Origin of the sequence: Caproiciproducens lactatisolvens (genome assembly GCF_052443335.1) — a bacterium.
Classification (GTDB): domain Bacteria; phylum Bacillota; class Clostridia; order Oscillospirales; family Acutalibacteraceae; genus Caproiciproducens.
In genome coordinates, this window is the sequence record NZ_CP195750.1 from 1,728,625 (window position 1) to 1,746,354 (window position 17,730).

General features: G+C 51.7%; 14 protein-coding genes and 1 tRNA gene. 3 read left to right on the forward strand and 12 right to left on the reverse strand.

Annotated elements, in window-relative coordinates; translation table 11 throughout:
* Nucleotides 1-12: 12 nt before the first annotated feature.
* From ACRQV7_RS08545 to asnS, 12 genes are all read right to left on the reverse strand, one after another.
* Nucleotides 13-1,776 (reverse strand): putative polysaccharide biosynthesis protein, encoded by a 1,764-nt coding sequence (locus ACRQV7_RS08545; RefSeq protein WP_444657817.1) that lies wholly within the window; start codon nt 1,774-1,776, stop codon nt 13-15.
* A 216-nt stretch (nt 1,777-1,992) separates the two neighbouring features.
* On the reverse strand, nt 1,993-2,358 hold the full coding sequence (locus ACRQV7_RS08550) for a zinc-ribbon domain-containing protein (protein WP_081928281.1): 366 nt from the start codon (nt 2,356-2,358) through the stop codon (nt 1,993-1,995).
* Between the two features lie 75 nt (nt 2,359-2,433).
* Nucleotides 2,434-3,378: a uridine kinase family protein gene (locus ACRQV7_RS08555; protein ID WP_444657818.1), complete on the reverse strand. Its 945-nt coding sequence runs from the start codon at nt 3,376-3,378 to the stop codon at nt 2,434-2,436.
* Nucleotides 3,341-4,837, reverse strand: coding sequence for a coproporphyrinogen dehydrogenase HemZ (gene hemZ, locus ACRQV7_RS08560; protein WP_444657819.1), 1,497 nt, complete (start codon nt 4,835-4,837; stop codon nt 3,341-3,343). The genes ACRQV7_RS08555 and hemZ overlap by 38 nt, the downstream gene beginning before the upstream one ends.
* Complete coding sequence (locus ACRQV7_RS08565; protein WP_275717220.1) at nt 4,834-5,469, reverse strand: MBL fold metallo-hydrolase; 636 nt, start codon at nt 5,467-5,469, stop codon at nt 4,834-4,836. Before ACRQV7_RS08565 ends, hemZ begins: the two co-directional genes overlap by 4 nt.
* 62 nt (nt 5,470-5,531) lie before the next feature.
* Complete coding sequence (locus ACRQV7_RS08570) at nt 5,532-7,694, reverse strand: RelA/SpoT family protein (RefSeq protein ID WP_444657820.1); 2,163 nt, start codon at nt 7,692-7,694, stop codon at nt 5,532-5,534.
* Nucleotides 7,684-9,777 (reverse strand): single-stranded-DNA-specific exonuclease RecJ, encoded by a 2,094-nt coding sequence (gene recJ, locus ACRQV7_RS08575; RefSeq protein WP_444657821.1) that lies wholly within the window; start codon nt 9,775-9,777, stop codon nt 7,684-7,686. Before recJ ends, ACRQV7_RS08570 begins: the two co-directional genes overlap by 11 nt.
* Before the next feature lie 206 nt (nt 9,778-9,983).
* Entirely contained in the window at nt 9,984-10,940 is a 957-nt protein-coding gene (secF, locus tag ACRQV7_RS08580) for a protein translocase subunit SecF (protein ID WP_444657822.1), read from the reverse strand.
* The gene (locus ACRQV7_RS08585; protein WP_444657823.1) at nt 10,937-12,346 is read right to left on the reverse strand and encodes a preprotein translocase subunit SecD; all 1,410 of its coding nucleotides are present in this window, start codon (nt 12,344-12,346) and stop codon (nt 10,937-10,939) included. Before ACRQV7_RS08585 ends, secF begins: the two co-directional genes overlap by 4 nt.
* A 147-nt stretch (nt 12,347-12,493) precedes the next feature.
* Nucleotides 12,494-13,774, reverse strand: coding sequence for an aminotransferase class I/II-fold pyridoxal phosphate-dependent enzyme (locus ACRQV7_RS08590; protein ID WP_444657824.1), 1,281 nt, complete (start codon nt 13,772-13,774; stop codon nt 12,494-12,496).
* Between the two features lie 187 nt (nt 13,775-13,961).
* Nucleotides 13,962-14,354, reverse strand: a complete 393-nt coding sequence (locus ACRQV7_RS08595; RefSeq protein WP_275717208.1) for a bacteriohemerythrin — start codon at nt 14,352-14,354, stop codon at nt 13,962-13,964.
* A 38-nt stretch (nt 14,355-14,392) separates the two neighbouring features.
* The gene (asnS, locus tag ACRQV7_RS08600) at nt 14,393-15,787 is read right to left on the reverse strand and encodes an asparagine--tRNA ligase (protein ID WP_444657825.1); all 1,395 of its coding nucleotides are present in this window, start codon (nt 15,785-15,787) and stop codon (nt 14,393-14,395) included.
* A gap of 191 nt (nt 15,788-15,978) precedes the next feature.
* On the opposite strand from asnS, the gene ACRQV7_RS08605 reads away from it, so the two are divergent.
* The 3 genes from ACRQV7_RS08605 (at nt 15,979) to ACRQV7_RS08615 (ending at nt 17,685) form a co-directional block, all read left to right on the forward strand.
* Nucleotides 15,979-16,064, forward strand: a tRNA-Ser gene (locus ACRQV7_RS08605).
* Between the two features lie 90 nt (nt 16,065-16,154).
* Nucleotides 16,155-16,853, forward strand: a complete 699-nt coding sequence (locus ACRQV7_RS08610; RefSeq protein ID WP_444657826.1) for a GNAT family N-acetyltransferase — start codon at nt 16,155-16,157, stop codon at nt 16,851-16,853.
* 58 nt (nt 16,854-16,911) lie between these two features.
* Nucleotides 16,912-17,685: a sulfite exporter TauE/SafE family protein gene (locus ACRQV7_RS08615; RefSeq protein WP_444657827.1), complete on the forward strand. Its 774-nt coding sequence runs from the start codon at nt 16,912-16,914 to the stop codon at nt 17,683-17,685.
* Nucleotides 17,686-17,730: the final 45 nt, after the last annotated feature.

Here is a 17,730-nt window from a genome sequence, read left to right on the forward strand (position 1 = left end):
ACTGCTATCATTTTACCTTATCCAATTATGTTTTTCAAGTATTTTCACAATTTTTTGTCCTTTTGGAAGCATAAGCACATCGTTCGTATTCAGAGCCTTAAACCACAGCATGCAGATCACATAAATCACGCCCGCAGCGGCGATGGCCAGCAGGGTCGCAACCTTTCCCAGTCCGAGCATCGCGCCCGCCTTCTGAATAAAAAACGCGGCCGATACGCAGATGACGGAAGCCAGCAGCGGCTTCAGGAATATGCTCACAAAGTTGATCGTGATCCTTGCTTCCCGGCAAAGGAAGAACAGGGCGAAAACCATAATGAAAATATAGCACACCAGAGTCCCGGTCCCCGCACCCATTACGTTGATTTCGGGAATTCCGACCAGCGTGTAGTTTAAAACAAGCTTAATCGCCAGGCCGACAGCCAGCAGCTTTACGGGAAGATCCACCCGGCCCACCGCCTGAAGCATGCTGTTGATCGGCGTGCTCATCGCCGCGAAAATCGCGCCAAGACCCAGCAGAACCAGAATTCTGCCGATAACCGTGGGTGCGTTCTGAGAACCGTACAGCAAAGTCGCAATCGGCGTGGAGAGTACGGAAAGCCCCAATCCCGCCGGTATGGTTAGCATTGCCACAATTCGAAGAACCGATTCAATGCTTCGCTTAATTTTTTTAGGATTTCCGCCCGTCCAGGCTTCCGTGACGTTCGGAAGAGCGCTGACGCCGAACGCCTGCGTAATAGCGGGCACCAGCATAAACAGGGTTGATGCGTTGGAAAAGCAGCCAAACAGAAAAGTAGGTACATTGTTGAGCTTGACGACGGAGTCGGGCATCACGTTCGCGTACATGCCGATCAGCACCTGGGAATGCTCCGACATGATATCGTTGATGCGCTTCTGCAGGAACGTGCTGTCGATAAAAGTGGAAAGATTGACCGCAAGCGAACCCAGCGCAATCGGAATGGCCGTTTTAATCAGGCGGACGGTCGTATGTTTCATGGGCAGCGGACGGGGGGACGCGCGAAGCATCTCCTTTGTGATCCCGTCGCCGTGCCTTTTATGGTAAAGAAAAAGATAGAGGAAACCGAAAACGGAACCGATGGTAACGCCGAAAATCGCCCCCGCGGCCGCGTAAGGGAGCGTGGCGATCTTCGCGTATTCCGCCGAAGCCATTTTCACGCCGTAAACCGTGCCGCTCGCCGCGAATTCCTTCAATCCGGACTGAATAATCATCGACGCAATGGCAAGGCCGAAAATCAGCTTGCAAAGCGCTTCCACGATTTCGGAGATCGCGGTGGGATACATGTTGCGCAGGCCTTCATAGTATCCCCGGTAGATCGCCATCAGGCTGTTGAAGAGGATCGCCGGAGCAAGGGCGTAAATCGCGGGAAGAGCGTTTTGCGGGTTGTTTCCGACCGCGTAGGAAACATAGGGCTTTGCCCCGAAAAACATAATGGAAAAAGCGACAATGCCGAGAAACAGGAAAATCTTTATGGAAACTGTATGGATCTGTCGGATGTCACGGTACCGGCCTCGGGCGGAGTTTTCCGACACAAGCCGGGAGATGGCGATCGGGAAACCTGCCGTGGCAAGGCTGAAAATCGGGAAATACAGAGAATACGCATTTCCAAAATAGCCGTTTCCAACGGGCGTCAGTATCCAGGCAAGCGGAATTTTAAACAGTGCTCCGATAATCTTTACCAGGGCAATCGCTACCATCAGGATTAAAGCGCCGTGTAAAAAGCTCTGCTTGCCAACGGCCGCGGTCCTTTTGTTTTCCATTGCGACACATCCATTCCAAAGTAATCACATAATTTTTTATCTATAAACTGCAAATGCCTCTTTCCACGGTCAGGGCAGAAGAAAAGAGGAATTACCATTGCACACATCTTCTCATGGTAAATAGTATACTAAATAAGTTAAAATATTATGAACATTATTCCAGACATTGAAAAAGAGGGGTACTACGCCCCTCTCTTTAATAAATGCCGAACGATCTCAGTCATCCGAAAGCTTATGGCCACATTTACTGCAGTAATCCGCGTTCTGCGGATTTTCCTCACCGCAGTTCTTGCAAACCATTCTGGCGCGCATGGCGACCAGCTGCTCATTGACAGCGTCAAGCTGCTCATATAAATCATCTATTGCGGTAATGCATTCACTGACAAGGTCAGACGAGTCGTTATCGGTCTTTTTGGCTTCATAAACCGTCCTGCCAAGCGATTCAAAACGCTTTGAAATTTCATTGTTCAGATCGGCAGCGTTTATTCTAAGCTTAGAGACATCAACAAACTGACCTGCTTTTTTGCCGACAACATTCACCGCGGACTTCGCGTTGACAACGACATCTTCAAACAGTCCCATAAATAGCACACTCCTTTAATTAGGTTTTCTTACTAAAATTATATTCCAACGGCAGAGGAAATGCAATAAAATTCATCAATATATCCCGCCGCCGATGAACTCGCGGATAATGGAATCCCGGGGAACGAATTCATTGTTGATCGGAGTAAACTTCTCAAGGCTTTCGACGAGTTTTTCCGTCAAAGGGTACTGCCCGCAATCGGTGGGAACGGTCTTCAGAAGTGGGATGGCCTGATTTGCCAGCACACAGGTTTCATAGGTGTGCAGCGAATTGATGGTATAATCGGCGTCACTGCGGTAGGGTTTAATGTATTTCCTCTCCCCGTCCATTACCGTCGGCCACATTTCCAGCGTACGCACCGGCTTAGCGCCCCGGAAATTGTAATCCCTTACAATCCTTCGCACCAGCCTCATTTCATTCGCGTCAAACAGCTGTTTGCTCCCTTCGTGAATTCCCTGCTTCACACTGATATAGATTTTACATACGCCCTCCTGGGGCAGCTTGTCGATAAAAACCGGATTCAGCGCGTGGATTCCTTCCACAATGGCAATGTCGTGCTCCCGCAGAGACACATGGCGCCTGTGCGGATACGGCATGTGGATTTCGAAATTGAAAACCGGCATCGTGCAGTGACGGTTCTCGATCAGGGAAAGAAGGCATCTTTCAATGTCGGGAACATCCAGCGCGTCCACGGATTCATAATCGTGCTGCCCGTTTTCAAGCACCGGAGCCTGCCGCTCCCCGCGGTAGAAATCATCCAGAGAGATGATGGTGGAGCCGACTCCGATCGACTGAAACGCGTTTTTCAAAAGATTTGAGGTGGTTGTTTTTCCGCTGCTGGACGGGCCGGAAAGCATAATCAGCCGGCAGTTCCGCTTTTGTCCGGCAATGCTTCTGGCTATATTTCGGATGCTCTGGTGATAGGACTCTTCTGTCCGCATAACAAAAGCTTCCGGCTGTGTGGACGCCGCGGCATTGATCTTACTGAGCTCGTTCTGATACTCTACAAAATTGCTCATAAACAGTTTTCACCTGATCTTTTCTAATAATCATTTCCTCAAAGCGATCGATATATTCATAGGGATATTTAAAGTTAAAAATACGGGTAAGTCCGTCCGAATACGGGTCTTTGATTTTGCTCGCGGCACCCGCGCCGCAGGCGAGAATCGTCTGGGATTCATCCATAATCACAACATTGTACGGGCTTTCAAAGCCGGGCTTCGCCCATCCGGTATTTTCCAGATTGCCCACCATCCGGCTCTGACGGTAAAGATAATACGGCAAATACCCGTGCGAAAGCAGCCGGCTGTCGGCGTAATCCAGCATTTCCGACGCCTGTACGCCGCTTACAAAGGGCTCGCTTCCCTCCTGGAAAATTCTGGCCGAACGTTTCAGGGCAAGCGTGTGGACCGTAACGCTTTCCGGGGCAAGGCGGATCACTTCATCCAAAGTGGACATAAAGCTCTCCACCGTGTCCTGCGGCAGTCCCGTGATCAGATCCATATTGATATTGCCGAAGCCGTGTTCACGCGCCAGCGCGAAAGCCGAAAGGGTCTGTGCGGTCGTATGGCGGCGGCCGATCGCTTTGAGCACTTCGTCGTTCAGCGTCTGTGGATTGATGCTGATGCGCGTAACCCCGCGCCTTTTCATTGCGTCCAGCTTATCGCCGGCAATGGTGTCCGGTCTGCCCGCTTCCACAGTAAACTCACGGCAGGCAGAGAGGTCAAAGCTGTCGCGGATGGCGGCCAGAAGGGCCTCCATCTGCTGCGCGGACAGGGTCGTGGGTGTTCCTCCGCCGATGTAAACGGACTCCAGCCGCAGCTTCAGGCCGGAGGCTACTTTCGCGGTATGACGGATTTCTTCGCAAAGGAGAGTCAGGTACTGCGGAATCAGCTTTGCCGTCTTTTCGACCGACGACGAAACAAAGGAGCAGTAAGAGCAGCGCGTCGGGCAGAAAGGGATGGAAACATACAGGCTGAAGGATTCCGGCCTGGACTGTGCCAGAATCTTTTCTTCGCCGCGCATGGTCAGAAGGCTTAATTCCGTTTTGGCGCCGGAAACAAGAAGCTCGTTCCGAAAATAATCCAGCCCTTCCTGTTCCCCTTTTTCGGCAATCAGGCGGCGGAGCAGCTTTACCGGCCTGACTCCCGTCAGGATTCCCCACTTCGGGGTAAAGCCGCAGTATTGTGTCAGAAGGCGGAACAGCATAACCGCCATACGGCGCTCGCTGTCCTTCTGCTGGACATCTCCCGATAAAGCAAGCGTATCCGAGTCTTCGCCCTCGTAGGAACCGAGCTTCACGCGCACGGAAATCCGCAATCCTTCCGGCAAGGCCTTCAGCCCGGTATAAACGAGCCAGTCGTCCTGCTCATCAGCGGGTAATTCGGAAACCACTTTGATTTTTTGATAAGGAAAAAAGACGCGGCAGAGATTTTCCATTTCGTAATGGAACGAGTGTCCGTCGATCATCAGGATCATAAGACGCCGTTCCCCATATACGGATTGTTTTTTCTTTCGTATTCCAGCGTCGTTTCCCATTCGTGCCCCGGGTAAACATGATAGTCTCCCTCGAGATTCTCAAGCTTTTTCAGGGAATCCATCATCTGCGGGTAGCTCCCGGTCGGGAAGTCTGTCCTGCCGCAGCTGCATTTCATCAGCGTATCGCCTGAAAAAATAGCGTCTCCCACAAGATAGCAGCAGCTGCCGATCGTATGTCCGGGCGTATGCATCACACGGATTTTCAGGCTGCCAAGCTCTATCCTATCGCCGTCGTTCAGCGAGACATCCGCCGTAAAAGGCTCTGCTCCCAGCGGGGTGACCATGGTGGACAAATTCAGGGAATTGTCAGCGGTAAACAGCATATCGTCGGAATAGATATAGATTTTGGCGCCCGTCAGCCGTTTTAAAGAACTTACCCCCATAATATGATCAAAATGCCCGTGAGTTAACAAAATGGCTTTGATATTCTCCTTGCCCGCGGCAAGAACCGCCTTTGTCAGTCTCGGGTCCTCAAAACCCGGATCGATTACCGCCGACAGGCCGGTTTCGTCATCTGTCAGAATATAGCAGTTGGTGGGCAGCGGCCCGCCGGTGATTCTATTTACTTTCATATCTGGCTTTAAGACCTCCTGTATCCTCATAATTGCCGGCAGTTCAGCCGTCCGGTCAGCTCTTAAGAACGTTTGATAGAAATAATCCCCTCAATATTATTGAGACGGTTAATGATGCTGTTCAGGTGCTCCAGACCGTTGATGGTAATGGTAGCGGAAATCACGGCGCTGCCGTCCTTTGTTTCTCTGGAATTGAGCGAGTGAATAAAGATGTGCATATTGAAAAGCTGCTGGGTCACGTCGGCAAGCAGGCCGGAGCGGTCGTTCGCCACAATTTCCAGCGTGGATTTAAATTCTTCCTTGACTTCGCCCGTCCAGTGAGCCTTGATCCATCTTTCCGGCTCGGGCGCGTCCTGCAGGTTCTGCGGAACATTGGAACAGGTGCGCTTGTGGATGGAAACGCCGAAGCCCCGGGTAATAAAGCCGATGATGTCATCCCCGGGCAGGGGGTTGCAGCAGCGCGAAAACTTGATCAAGCAGTTGTCCATCCCGTCGACCGTAACGCCGCCCACCGGCTTCTTCGGCGTCTGTTTGGCAGGCGGCTGTGCCGGCAGGGCCGCAGGCGGACGCTTGTCCTTCATATAGTCTTCTTTGATCTTGGGCATGATCTTCCAAAGCTGGATTCCGCCATAGCCAATGGCGGAGTATACATCGTCCGCCGTGGCGCAGTTCTGTTTGGCGCCGATTTTTTCCAGAATGGCGGCAAGCTCGGACTCGCTCATTTCAATGCCGTTCCTTCTGAATTCGCGTTCCAGCTCCGCTTTGCCTTCGATGATGTTCTCATCGCGCTTCTCGCGTTTAAACCAGGCGCGTATTTTATTGCGGGCCTCGCTTGTTTTGACGATTTTCAGCCAGTCGCGGCTGGGTCCGCGGGTTTCTTTGGAGGTCAGGATCTCAATGATCTGCCCGGTTTTTACTTTGTAATCAATCGGCACAATCCGCTTGTCCACCTTTGCGCCGATCATCCGGTTGCCGACGGCGCTGTGGATGGCATAGGCAAAGTCAATCACGGTGGAGCCGGACGGCAGGTTAATGACATCGCCCCTCGGCGTAAAGACAAAGACCTCTTCCGGGGCCAGATCCGATTTGATGGTGCGCACCAGGTCGGTCGCGTCCTCGCTGTCCTTCTGGCTGTCCAGCATCTGACGGATCCAGGCAAGACGCTGCTCCAGCGAATCGCCGCTCTTACCGCCAAGACCGAGCTTGTATTTCCAGTGAGCCGCGATTCCGTATTCCGCGGTATGGTGCATTTCCCACGTTCTGATCTGCACCTCGAACGGGATTCCGTCCTTCCCGATGACCGTCGTGTGCAGGGACTGGTACAAATTCGGCTTCGGGGTAGAGATATAATCCTTGAACCGGTTCGGAATCGGACGGTACATGTCGTGAATAACGCCCAAAACATTGTAGCAGTCGTTTACCGTATCGACGATGACACGCACGGCGTAGATATCGTATATTTCATCCATGGAGCGTCCCTGGATAAATGTCTTCCGGAAAATCCCGTTGATGCTCTTGACTCTTCCTTCCAGATAAACGTTGGGAATCAGCGGCGACACGCGTTCAAAAATACACTTTTTTGTCCGTTCAATAAAGGCTTTGCGCTCACTGCTGCGCAGCTCGAGGCTGCTTTCAATCTCCTCATAGGCCACGGGGTCCAGACATCGGAGGGAAAGGTCTTCCAGCTCCTCTTTCACGGCCCGGATGCCCAGACGGTGTGCAATCGGCGCGTAAACCTCCATATTTTCCAGCGCCTTGTCGCGCTGCTTCTGCGGCGGCATGAATTCAATCGTGCGCATATTGTGCAGGCGGTCGGCAAGCTTAATAATGATGACCCGGATATCTTCCGCCATGGCGATCAGCATTTTGCGCAGGTTCTCCGCCTGCTGTTCCTCCCGGGAAGAGTACGGAATACGGCCGAGCTTTGTTACACCGTCGGTCAGGTTGGCAATTTCCGCCCCAAAGCTCTTTTTCAGCTGCTCCAGATTGACCGGCGTATCCTCCACAACATCATGCAGAAGGCCGGCTGCAACGGATTCGGTATCCATGCCCAGTTCCACCAGGATGCAAGCGACCGCGACAGGATGGGAAATATAAGGCGCGCCGGAAAGGCGTTTCTGCTCCTCATGGGATTTTACCGCGAGCTGATAGGCGCGGTCTATCACGTCCATGTCATATTCATGTTCACTTTCCTTGATTAAAGCGACCAAACGATCATACGTCATTAGCGGCCACGCCATAGGATTCACCCGCCCTTCCCAGAGAATATAAATGATTCAGTATGTTGGAACGGAACAAGTCCACTTTCTTTTCCGTATGTATCATTTCTACCGTGCAGATATTGCCGGATTTTTCCATCTTAATCAGATGATGCTCAGCAAGGACGTCCAGTGCCGTCAGAAGCTTTCCAAGGCCGATCTGTGCGGAACCGATTTTCGCCAAAAGGATTTCCGCTTCCCCGGAAAAGCCGTTTCCCGCACGCACCGCGCGGTAAACGGCGGCAAACTCGTTCCGGTTCGGTATCAGGCCGGAAAGCTCTTCCTGCGACAACGGTTCTTCTCTTTTGGATTTCTCATAGAGCGCAAACCCGGCAATGACCCCGTCCAAATCCACATCGGAGCGTTTCAGGTCTTTGATATAAATGGAAAGCGTATTCTTTCCGTTGTATTCCCGTGCTTCCAGCGTGACCGCAAGGTCAAGCAGATCGCCGGGAGAATACGGAAACTGCTCCAGCGTAGTGCCGAATTTCATGCAGCGTACAGCGGCGGTACCCTGCGTCACGGTAACGCGCAGATGCTTTCCACCGCCGACCGGCATGATGTCGGACAATGTCATATGATACAAACCGAAAAGCGGCGACGGATTCCCCATCCCGAACGGTTCCAGCGCCCGTACATATTCGGGAATATCCAGCGTCAGCTGCTGCGGTTTTAAAAGGCAGTCGATTTTCAGAATGGGAACCGGCATTGGGCCGTCCAAGGAAGCGGCGTAAGCATTGATCGTTTTACGGAACGCGGAGATGTTTTCCGTCGGCAACGTCAGGCCAGCCGCCATCGGGTGCCCGCCATAGCGGGTAAGCAGTCTGTCACAGGAACGCACCGCTTCAAAGAGGGAAAATCCCTCAATACTTCTGCCGGAACCCCTGGCTTCTTCGCCGGAATAGGAAATGATGATGCTTGGTTTTCCAAACTGCTCGGTAATTCTGGAAGAAACAATTCCGATGACGCCATGGTGCCAGTTTTCGCCCTCGATGACCAAAACGCGGTCATAAAGCCTCTGCGGCTGTTCCTTTAACTGATGCAGTGCCTTTTCATATATTTCTCTCTCAATTTGGCGCCGGTATTCATTTTCGTCATTGATATCGCAGGAAAGCTCACCCGCTTCGTCCGGATATTCGCTCAGCAGCAGACGGACCGCTCTGTCAGGCGAACCGATCCGCCCCGTCGCGTTGATGCGCGGCACAATGGTAAAGGCAATATTTCCGGAGGTCAGTTTCCGCCCTTCCATCCCCGCTTGCTCCAGCAAAGAGCGAAGACCGATCCGGTCGGTGCGTGAAATCATCCTGAGTCCCGCTTTGACAAAGCTGCGGTTTTCTCCCGTCAGCGGAACAATATCGCCGATCGTTCCGATCGCGACAAGATCGGCGTAATTATCGAGAAGAGCCGTTATATCACAGTCTTCCCCTTCCAGAGCCATAATCAGCTTAAAGGCGACTCCGACACCGGAAAAATCTTTATACGGACTTTTGCAGTCGGCCCGGTAAGGGTCCACAATGGCACAGGCACGCGGCAGCTCCGCGCGCGGCCGGTGGTGATCCGTAATAACAACATCCATGGAAAGGCTGTTCGCATAATCGACTTCTTCGATCGACGATATCCCGTTGTCAACCGTAACAATCAGGCTGACCTGCTGCTCATACAGTGTTTTGATCGCGTTGCTGTTGAGGCCGTAGCCTTCCCCTTCACGCTCCGGAATATAATACAGCACATTTGCTCCGCAGGATTCCAGATAGGAATACAGCATTGCGGTAGAGGTTACCCCGTCGGCGTCGTAATCCCCGTAAACGGCTATTTTTTCAAATCCGTCCACAGCGCTTAAAATACGGTCGGCCGCCTGACGCATATCGGCCATTAAAAACGGATCGGAAAAAGTCAGTTCGGACTGAAACAGCTCCCGGATGTGCTCCGGCTCCGTGATTCCCCTTGCCTGCAGCAAAACCGCCAGAAGCTCGGGAATTCCTGTTTCTTTCGATATTTTCTGCACAGACTGGCCGTCACAGGGAAAAACCTGCCACTTTTTTATACTCACGCACTACACCTGCCCCATAATTTCTTATTGTATCATTTTGATAAAAAATATTCAATATTTATCTGCATCCTATCACATCGAAGCGGCCACGGTTCCCATGCATGACAACAAAAAGCCACCGATGACTGCCGGCGACCACAAAAACAGGTCAGCCGGACAGACCGGTGGCATGGATTCAAATAACGGTTTTCACCCGCGCAAAAGCTTTAAGCTTTTGCCTGCACCTTTTTTGCAGCCTTGTGGTTCTGCCACATGACATACATCGGGCCGGCAACGCAGACGGAGGAATAGCAGCCGGTGACAATACCTACCATCATCGGCAGGGCGAACGTCGTTACACTGCTCAGGCCGTAAACAGCGCCGATAATATACACCGTCGCAATGGAAGAAAAGGTGCATCCGGCGGTATAGAGGGAACGGGTAAAGGTCTGGTTGATGCTGGTATTGACCAGAACCGAATACGGAGTCTTCGGTCCAAGCAGCCTGCGGTTTTCTCTGATACGGTCGTAAATGATAATGGTATCGTTCAGAGAATATCCCAAAATGGTCAGAACAACCGCAATAAAGCTGTCGTTGAGCGGCATTCTGAAGATAATAAAGGTAAAGTAAACCATCGCGATATCGTGCAGAAGGGCGATAATCGCCATAACGCCGGCAGACATACCGCCAATTTTCTTAAATCTGAGTGCGACATAAAAAATCAGCAGCAGGGAGGCAATCGCAACCGCGGCGATACATTTCGCAAAGAAGCTGCGCCCCATGGAAGGGTTGATAGAGCTTGATTCGACAACCTGGAAGCCCGCGTTCGGGTATTTTGCCGCAAGCGCTTTGGCAATTGCCTGCTGGCTGTCAATGGAAATGGAATCCGTTCCCGCAAAGGAAATGGAAACGTTGTTTTTTGCTTCAGAGCCGTCGGCGGATTTTACATCTTCAAGGATACGGACGGTAACGTCCTTCTGCGTGGCATCCTGAACAATCTTCTCTACATCCTCCTGTACAATCTTTCCGGTGTAGGAATATTTGATAACCGCGCCGCCGGTAAACTGAATGTCGAGCTGGGTGCCGAAAATGATATTGAAAATCAGACCAATCGCCATGATTCCAATGGAAATACCGAAAAAGATTTTCCTGTTTTCAAAAAATTTGATGTGAAAGGTTTTCATTTTGCGGCACCTCCATATAACCATTTGCTGCGTGCGAACTTAAACCCGGAAAGGGACTTTGTCATCAGGCGGGTCGCCGTTACGCCGAACACGAAGTTGCCGACAATACCAATGAGCAGAGTATAACCGAAGGAATAAATGGAACCGGTGGTCGACGGGCCAAAGATCATGGAAAGAATGTTCGTCGGTCCGAAAACGCCCATCAGGATCAGAGCAACGATAATAACGGTGATATTGCCGTCGAAAATCGCCCAGAAGCTGTTGTCGTCACCCTTCTGGATAGCGCCGTCAAGCGTTTTGCCCGCCCACAGCTCCTCTTTGATTCTGGATGCGGTAATAATATTTGCGTCCACGCCCATGCCGATGGAAAGGATAATACCGGCAATACCGGGCAGGGTCATGGTGAAGCTGTTTACAAACGGGAAGTAACCGGAAACAGCCGCAAAAGAAAGCGCGATCTGGCCAAGCAGCGCAATAATCGCGACAAAGCCGGGAAGTCTGAAAACGAAAAGCATAAAGATACAAATGATAGCGAATGCAATGCAGCCGGCAATCAGCATGGCGTGCAGGGAAGAAGCCCCCAGCAGAGGGCTGATCGTGCTGAAGTTTGTAGTGGTAAGCTTAAAGGGAAGCGCACCGGCAGAAATCTTGTTTGCCAAATCGGATGCTTCCGCGGCGGTAAAATTGCCCTCGATGGAGCATTTTCCGTCGGTGATGACCGCGTTGACCGTCGGACTGGAAATCATCACATCGTCCATCCAGATGGAAATGACCTGGCCCTGCAGGCGCCCGGTCGCCTCCGCGAATTTTTCGGTCCCACTGTCGCTCAGCGTAAGAGCCACCTGATATTTTTGCCCGCCGGACGTTTGGTCCGAATACATTTCGGCCTTGGCGCTGCTGATTTCATTTCCCTGAAGAATAATTTTCTCCGCGGTGGTTCCCTTCGGGGTTTTATAGACGGGTTGTCCATCGGAACCGGTTTCCGTCGTCGTGTACTCACCGCCCTCACGGAAGGTAAGCATCGCCGTTGCGGAAAGCTCCTGAATTGCGCTTTCCGGGTCGAAACTGGTTTCGCCGTTCTTCCACGGGAAGCGGACAATAATCCGGTCATGATCGTAGTCCGTATACAGCTCATAATCGGTGATGTGCTTGTCAGCCATTCGAAGCTCGATAATTGCTTTGGCGGAATCAATTTGCTCCTTGGTTGCCTTGGTCGAAGTTGCGGGGCTGAACGTAGCCTCGACGCCGCCGTTGATGTCAATTCCCCATCTAATGTCGCTTACACCCTTTATGTAGGTGTTCGAATTATCCCCGTTTTGTCCCTTAATGCCAAAGGTAGCAGTATAAGTTAAAAACAGTATGAGGAGGGCGACGATGAAAAAAACTGGTTTTGCTACTCGCTTCATTCGTAAATCCTCCAATTTTGGTATTCTGTGAATCCTCGCAGACGTAACAAAGTTTATTATATTGTTATTGCCCCAAAAAGTCAATCGATTTGGTAAGATTATTAACGGATACGGTCAAAAAAAGAAAGGGAGCAGCGCTCCCCTTCCCTATTTGCTCAACAGCTTTTCCGCCGCCGCAAGCTGAACACAGATACAGAACAGTTCCATCGCCTGTTCCAGCTCCGCTACGGGCGGGTAAGTCGGTGCAACCCGGATGTTCCTGTCGTTCGGGTCCTTGCCGTACGGATACGTTGCGCCCGCGCCGGTAAGGGTGACCCCGGCTTCCCTGCAGAGCGAAACCACACGCTTTGCGCAGCCGTCCAGAACGTCCACGCTGACAAAATAACCGCCGTTCGGGTTGGTCCATTCGGCAACCCCCTTGCCCCCCAGCTCCGAAGCCAGGCTGTTGGTCACCGTTCGGAATTTCGGTTCCAGCAGAGCGCGGTGCTTCGCCATGTGCTTCATCACTCCGTCCATATCCTTGAGGAAATAAATGTGGCGGAGCTGATTCAGCTTATCCGGCCCGATCGTCTGGAAGGAATAATGCTCCCTCAGGACGGCGAGGTTGCTTTCGCTTGCCCCCATAGCCGCGATACCCGCGCCCGGAAAGGTGATCTTGCTGGTGGAAGCAAAGAAGATGGGCAAATCGATATTATTATGTTTCCGGCATTCGTGCCAAAGGTTCAGCAGAGTGTCCGGGGTATCCGTCAGGTCATGGACACAGTAGGCGTTATCCCAGAAGATTTTGAAATCCTTTGCCGCCGGCTTCAGGGCCGCAAACCGCCGGACCGTTTCATCGGAATAGGTAATGCCCGTGGGGTTGGAATATTTCGGCACGCACCAGATTCCCTTAACCGCCGCGTCGTCCGCGATCAGCTTCTCCACGACGTCCATGTCCGGGCCGGTGGCAAGCATCGGTACGGTAATCAGTTCAAAGCCGAAATATTCGGTGATGGCAAAGTGCCTGTCATAGCCGGGCGAAGGGCACAGAAATTTAACAGTACCCTGTCTGCCCCACGGCTCACAGCCTGCAAAGCCATGCGTCATGGCACAGGACACCGCGTCAAACATCATGTTCAAACTGGAGTTTCCGCCGACGATGATATTGTGGTCATCCACGCCCATCATTTCCGCAAACAGCTCTCTCAGTTCCGGCAGGCCGTCCGGCAGACCATAATTGCGGCAGTCGTCTCCGGTTGAAGAATGCATATCCGAACCTGAATTCAGAGTATCCAGCATTTTCATGGAAAGATTCAACTGATCCGTCGCCGGTTTTCCGCGCGCCATATTCAGTTTAAGGCCCTGGGCTTTAAACTGGTCGTAGCGGCTCTGCAAGTCTGCTTTCACTTTCGACAGCTCGGAATCTGACATGGATAAAAATTGCAACATGAGCATCTCCCTATCATAATATGCAAAATACATATGTAAACTCCTATTATTCTAATATATGCCGTGATAAAATGCAAGTTAAAAATAAAATTCCTGCATTTTCATCAATTTTCATGAAATTAGAATCCTAAGAACCCATTTCTATGTATTACATTTAGGAAGCTGCCCAAAAGGTTTTCGGTGGAAATTACTTCAAATACTGTGCAAGCTCACTGTCCACTTTCTGGATATGATTCAGAAGCCAGTTCATCAGAAAATAATTGGTTTTGGATACCAGCGCGATGGAAGCACCTTCTTTTGAAAGATCGTTTTTCAGATCGGCAATCTGTTTCTTAAAATACTCATGCAACTCCTTATGCTCTTTGTACTTTGGATAGGCGCTGCTTCTCTGCAGCTTTTCTTCGTCCGAAAAATGCTTGATGGTATAGCCCTCCAGAAACTCCAGCGTTTTGAAAATTTCTTCCTTGCCCTTGCCCTGATTGCAGGCGGCAAAAAGCTGGTCAATCCGGTCGCAAAGCTCCTTGTGCTCCCCGTCAATCAGAGGCACGCCGATTTTTAAGCTTTCTTTCCACATTGCCATAAAAGACACATCCTTTCTGTTTTTGAATCAAATCCCCATTAAAATTCCGCCGTGCCGGTCGTGCGCGGGAAAGGCAGCACGTCGCGAATATTGGCGATTCCTGTCAGATACATGACAAGACGCTCAAAGCCAAGGCCGTAGCCGGCGTGCTTTGTACCGCCGTAGCGCCTCAGGTCGAGGTACCACCAGTAATTTTCCTCATCCAGATGGAACTCCTTCATGCGCTGCTGCAAAACGTCCATGCGCTCCTCGCGCTGGCTGCCACCGATAATCTCGCCAATTCCCGGCACCAGCAGGTCCACCGCCGCCACCGTTTTGCCGTCGTCGTTCAGGCGCATATAGAACGCTTTGATTTCCTTTGGATAATCGGTCACAAAAACCGGCTTTCCGTAGACCTTTTCCGTCAGATATTTCTCGTGCTCGGTCTGAAGGTCGGTTCCCCACTCCACTTTATACTCAAACCGGTCGTTGTTTTTCTTCAGAATCTCAACCGCCTCGGTATAGGTCACTCGGGCAAAATCGGAATCGACGACATTCCGCAGCCGGTCCACAAGGCCCTTGTCGACAAACTGGTTGAAAAACGCGATATCGTCCGGGCAGGTCTCCATGACATACCGGATGACGAATTGAATCATAGATTCCGCCAGCTCCATGTCGTCCTGCAGGTCGGCGAACGCGATTTCCGGCTCTATCATCCAGAATTCCGCTGCGTGGCGCTGGGTATAGGATTTTTCCGCACGGAAGGTAGGTCCGAAGGTGTATACCTTTCCAAAAGCCATGGCCATGCACTCGGCCTCAAGCTGTCCCGAAACCGTCAGCGAAGTATGCTTCTGGAAAAAGTCCTGTGAATAATCCACAGCGCCGCTTTCCGTCCGGGGAGGGTTGTCCGCGTCCAGCGTGGTCACGGTGAACATCTCCCCCGCTCCCTCACAGTCGCTGCCGGTAATCAGCGGAGTATGGACATAGACAAAGTCATTTTCATTGAAGAATTTATGAATCGCATACGCCGCGGCGGAACGGATGCGGAACGCCGCGCTGAACGTATTGGTGCGCGGACGCAGATGGGCGATCGTACGCAGATACTCCAGAGAATGGCGCTTTTTCTGAAGGGGATAATCCGGCGTGGACTGGCCATCCACCTCCACCTGCGCGGCATGGATTTCAAAAGGCTGCTTCGCTTCGGGCGTCAAAAGCAGTTTGCCCGACACCGTAAGAGCCGAACCCACATTCAGCTTTGCGACCTCTGTGAAATTAGAAATTTTATCGGATTCAAATACAATCTGAACTCCTTTAAAGCAGCTCCCGTCATTCAGTTCAATAAAGCCAAGGGCTTTGGAATCCCGGATCGTGCGTACCCAGCCGCAAACCGTGACGGTTTTACCGCCGAGTTCCGCCGCTTTGGAATATAATTCGGCTATTTCAGTCCTTTTCAAGCTGATACCTCCTAAATATTAGCAACTTATGAATTATTCTTATATTATAACACGAAGCTACGCTGTGCAATACCAAAAACACAGGAATTTCCGTAAAACTTCAAATATCTCTAAATTAGGGGTTGATTTTTCACGGAACATTCGATATAATATCAGAGTTGCCTGATGTGAGAGCAACTTAATTGCCATTTGGAGAGGTATTCTAATGGTAAGGAGCCACATTGGAAATGTGGTGTGCCGCAAGGCATTGTGCGTTCGAGTCGCATCCTCTCCGCCAAGAAAGAGCATCCGCATTTGCGGGTGCTCTTTTTCATGGACAAGGTTAAAAATACATCGCATCAGTTTAAGGAAAGGACGCGGAAATTCAATGAGCGCGAAACAAGCCGTATCGTATTTATCAAAGGATATGCTTTTACATATTGATATGCTGGAGATTCTGAAACAAAACGACACCGAAATATTACAGGCGTCCAACCGGGGCGTCCTGCTTTATAATGAAAGCTGCGGCGTCTATATGATCAGCGCACAGGACGGGCAGACAGCGGAAAAAATGCTTTCGTCCGTCAGACAGCCCGAAGTGATCGTCACGCATCAGAATTTCTGTATCGATACGGTTCAGAAACAATTCCGGTTCCGCAGGAAAACAGCCTGCCATCAGGCGGCGTATTTCAAAAGAGACCCTCTGCCCGTACCGGAGTCCGCGGCGGTGATCCGCCCGCTGGACGAATCCTATCTGCCGTTTCTGTTTAAACATTATTCCCTCGCCGGCATCGTATCGGTGCAGGAACTTCTGGAATCCGGCTCCCTATTCGGAGCGTTTCTCAGCGGCGCGCCGGCAGGATTTATCGGCATTCACGCGGAGGGCTCCATGGGCCTGCTGGAGGTGCTGCCTGAATACCGCCGCCAGGGCGTTGCCGTCGTACTGGAAACCTTCCTCGTCAACCGTTTTCTGGCGGAAGGCCGCGTTCCGTTCGCCCAGGTCATTGCCGGAAATACGGCTTCCCTGAGGCTGCAGAAAAAGCTGGGCTTTACTGTTTCAGAACAGGCCATCTGCTGGCTGGGGTAGCGCCCCCGCCCGGCTGCTGCCCGTCTGTACCCAATCACAATTTACGGGGGAATCAAGCATGACAGTTTATCAGCAAATCCTTATCGCCTGCCCTCTGGTGTTTCTGGCAAGCTTTGTGGACGCAGTCGCGGGCGGGGGCGGACTGATCTCCCTTCCCGCATACTACCTGACGGGCATGACGTCTCACTTTGCCATTGGCTCCAACAAATTTTCCTCCTGTATCGGCACGATGTTCTCTACCGGAAGGTTTTTAAAAAGCGGCAGCTTCTATCTGCGCGTCGCTCTCGTCTCGGCCGGATTTGCCCTGGCCGGAAGCTACGCCGGCGCGCGGCTGGCGCTCTTTCTGGACGACCGTTTCCTTCGTCTCGCCATGCTGGTGCTTCTCCCCTTTGCCGCCGCCGTCATCTTACTTTCACGAAAAAAGGACAGTTCGGATATCAGCACTTTTGAAAAGATCCCCGCACGGCGCGCCACGGTCCTTTCCGCGGGGATCGGGCTGGCTCTCGGCATGTACGACGGCTTTTTCGGGCCGGGCACCGGCACTTTTCTGATTATTGCTTTTACTGCTTTGCTCGGGTTCGACTACAAAACGGCCTGCGGCAATACCAAAGTCGTAAATCTGGCCTCCAACGCAGCCGCGCTTGTTACGTTTGTTGCGGCGGGTACGATTCAGTACTCCGTTGCCGTTCCCGCGGCGGTTTGTTCCATCGCCGGACACTGGATCGGTTCCGGACTGGCAATTAAAAAAGGGGCCCGGTTCATCCGGCCCGTTATGGTCTTCGTACTGGTACTTCTGTTTTCCAAAGTCGTTTACGACATGCTGATGAAATAGAAATCGTATAGGGATAAGAAAAGCCCCGGACCATCGCAAAGAAAC

Bases quoted from the DNA above. Each gene is read 5' to 3' on its own strand.
- hemZ (WP_444657819.1), bottom strand. From the start codon at position 4,837: ATGATCCTGATGATCGACGGACACTCGTTCCATTACGAAATGGAAAAT.
- ACRQV7_RS08565 (WP_275717220.1), bottom strand. From the start codon at position 5,469: ATGAAAGTAAATAGAATCACCGGCGGGCCGCTGCCCACCAACTGCTAT.
- ACRQV7_RS08595 (WP_275717208.1), bottom strand. From the start codon at position 14,354: ATGGCAATGTGGAAAGAAAGCTTAAAAATCGGCGTGCCTCTGATTGAC.
- secF (WP_444657822.1), bottom strand. From the start codon at position 10,940: ATGAAAACCTTTCACATCAAATTTTTTGAAAACAGGAAAATCTTTTTC.
- ACRQV7_RS08590 (WP_444657824.1), bottom strand. From the start codon at position 13,774: ATGTTGCAATTTTTATCCATGTCAGATTCCGAGCTGTCGAAAGTGAAA.
- ACRQV7_RS08550 (WP_081928281.1), bottom strand. From the start codon at position 2,358: ATGGGACTGTTTGAAGATGTCGTTGTCAACGCGAAGTCCGCGGTGAAT.
- ACRQV7_RS08555 (WP_444657818.1), bottom strand. From the start codon at position 3,378: ATGAGCAATTTTGTAGAGTATCAGAACGAGCTCAGTAAGATCAATGCC.
- ACRQV7_RS08585 (WP_444657823.1), bottom strand. From the start codon at position 12,346: ATGAAGCGAGTAGCAAAACCAGTTTTTTTCATCGTCGCCCTCCTCATA.
- ACRQV7_RS08615 (WP_444657827.1), top strand. From the start codon at position 16,912: ATGACAGTTTATCAGCAAATCCTTATCGCCTGCCCTCTGGTGTTTCTG.
- ACRQV7_RS08610 (WP_444657826.1), top strand. From the start codon at position 16,155: ATGAGCGCGAAACAAGCCGTATCGTATTTATCAAAGGATATGCTTTTA.
- ACRQV7_RS08570 (WP_444657820.1), bottom strand. From the start codon at position 7,694: ATGACGTATGATCGTTTGGTCGCTTTAATCAAGGAAAGTGAACATGAA.
- ACRQV7_RS08545 (WP_444657817.1), bottom strand. From the start codon at position 1,776: ATGGAAAACAAAAGGACCGCGGCCGTTGGCAAGCAGAGCTTTTTACAC.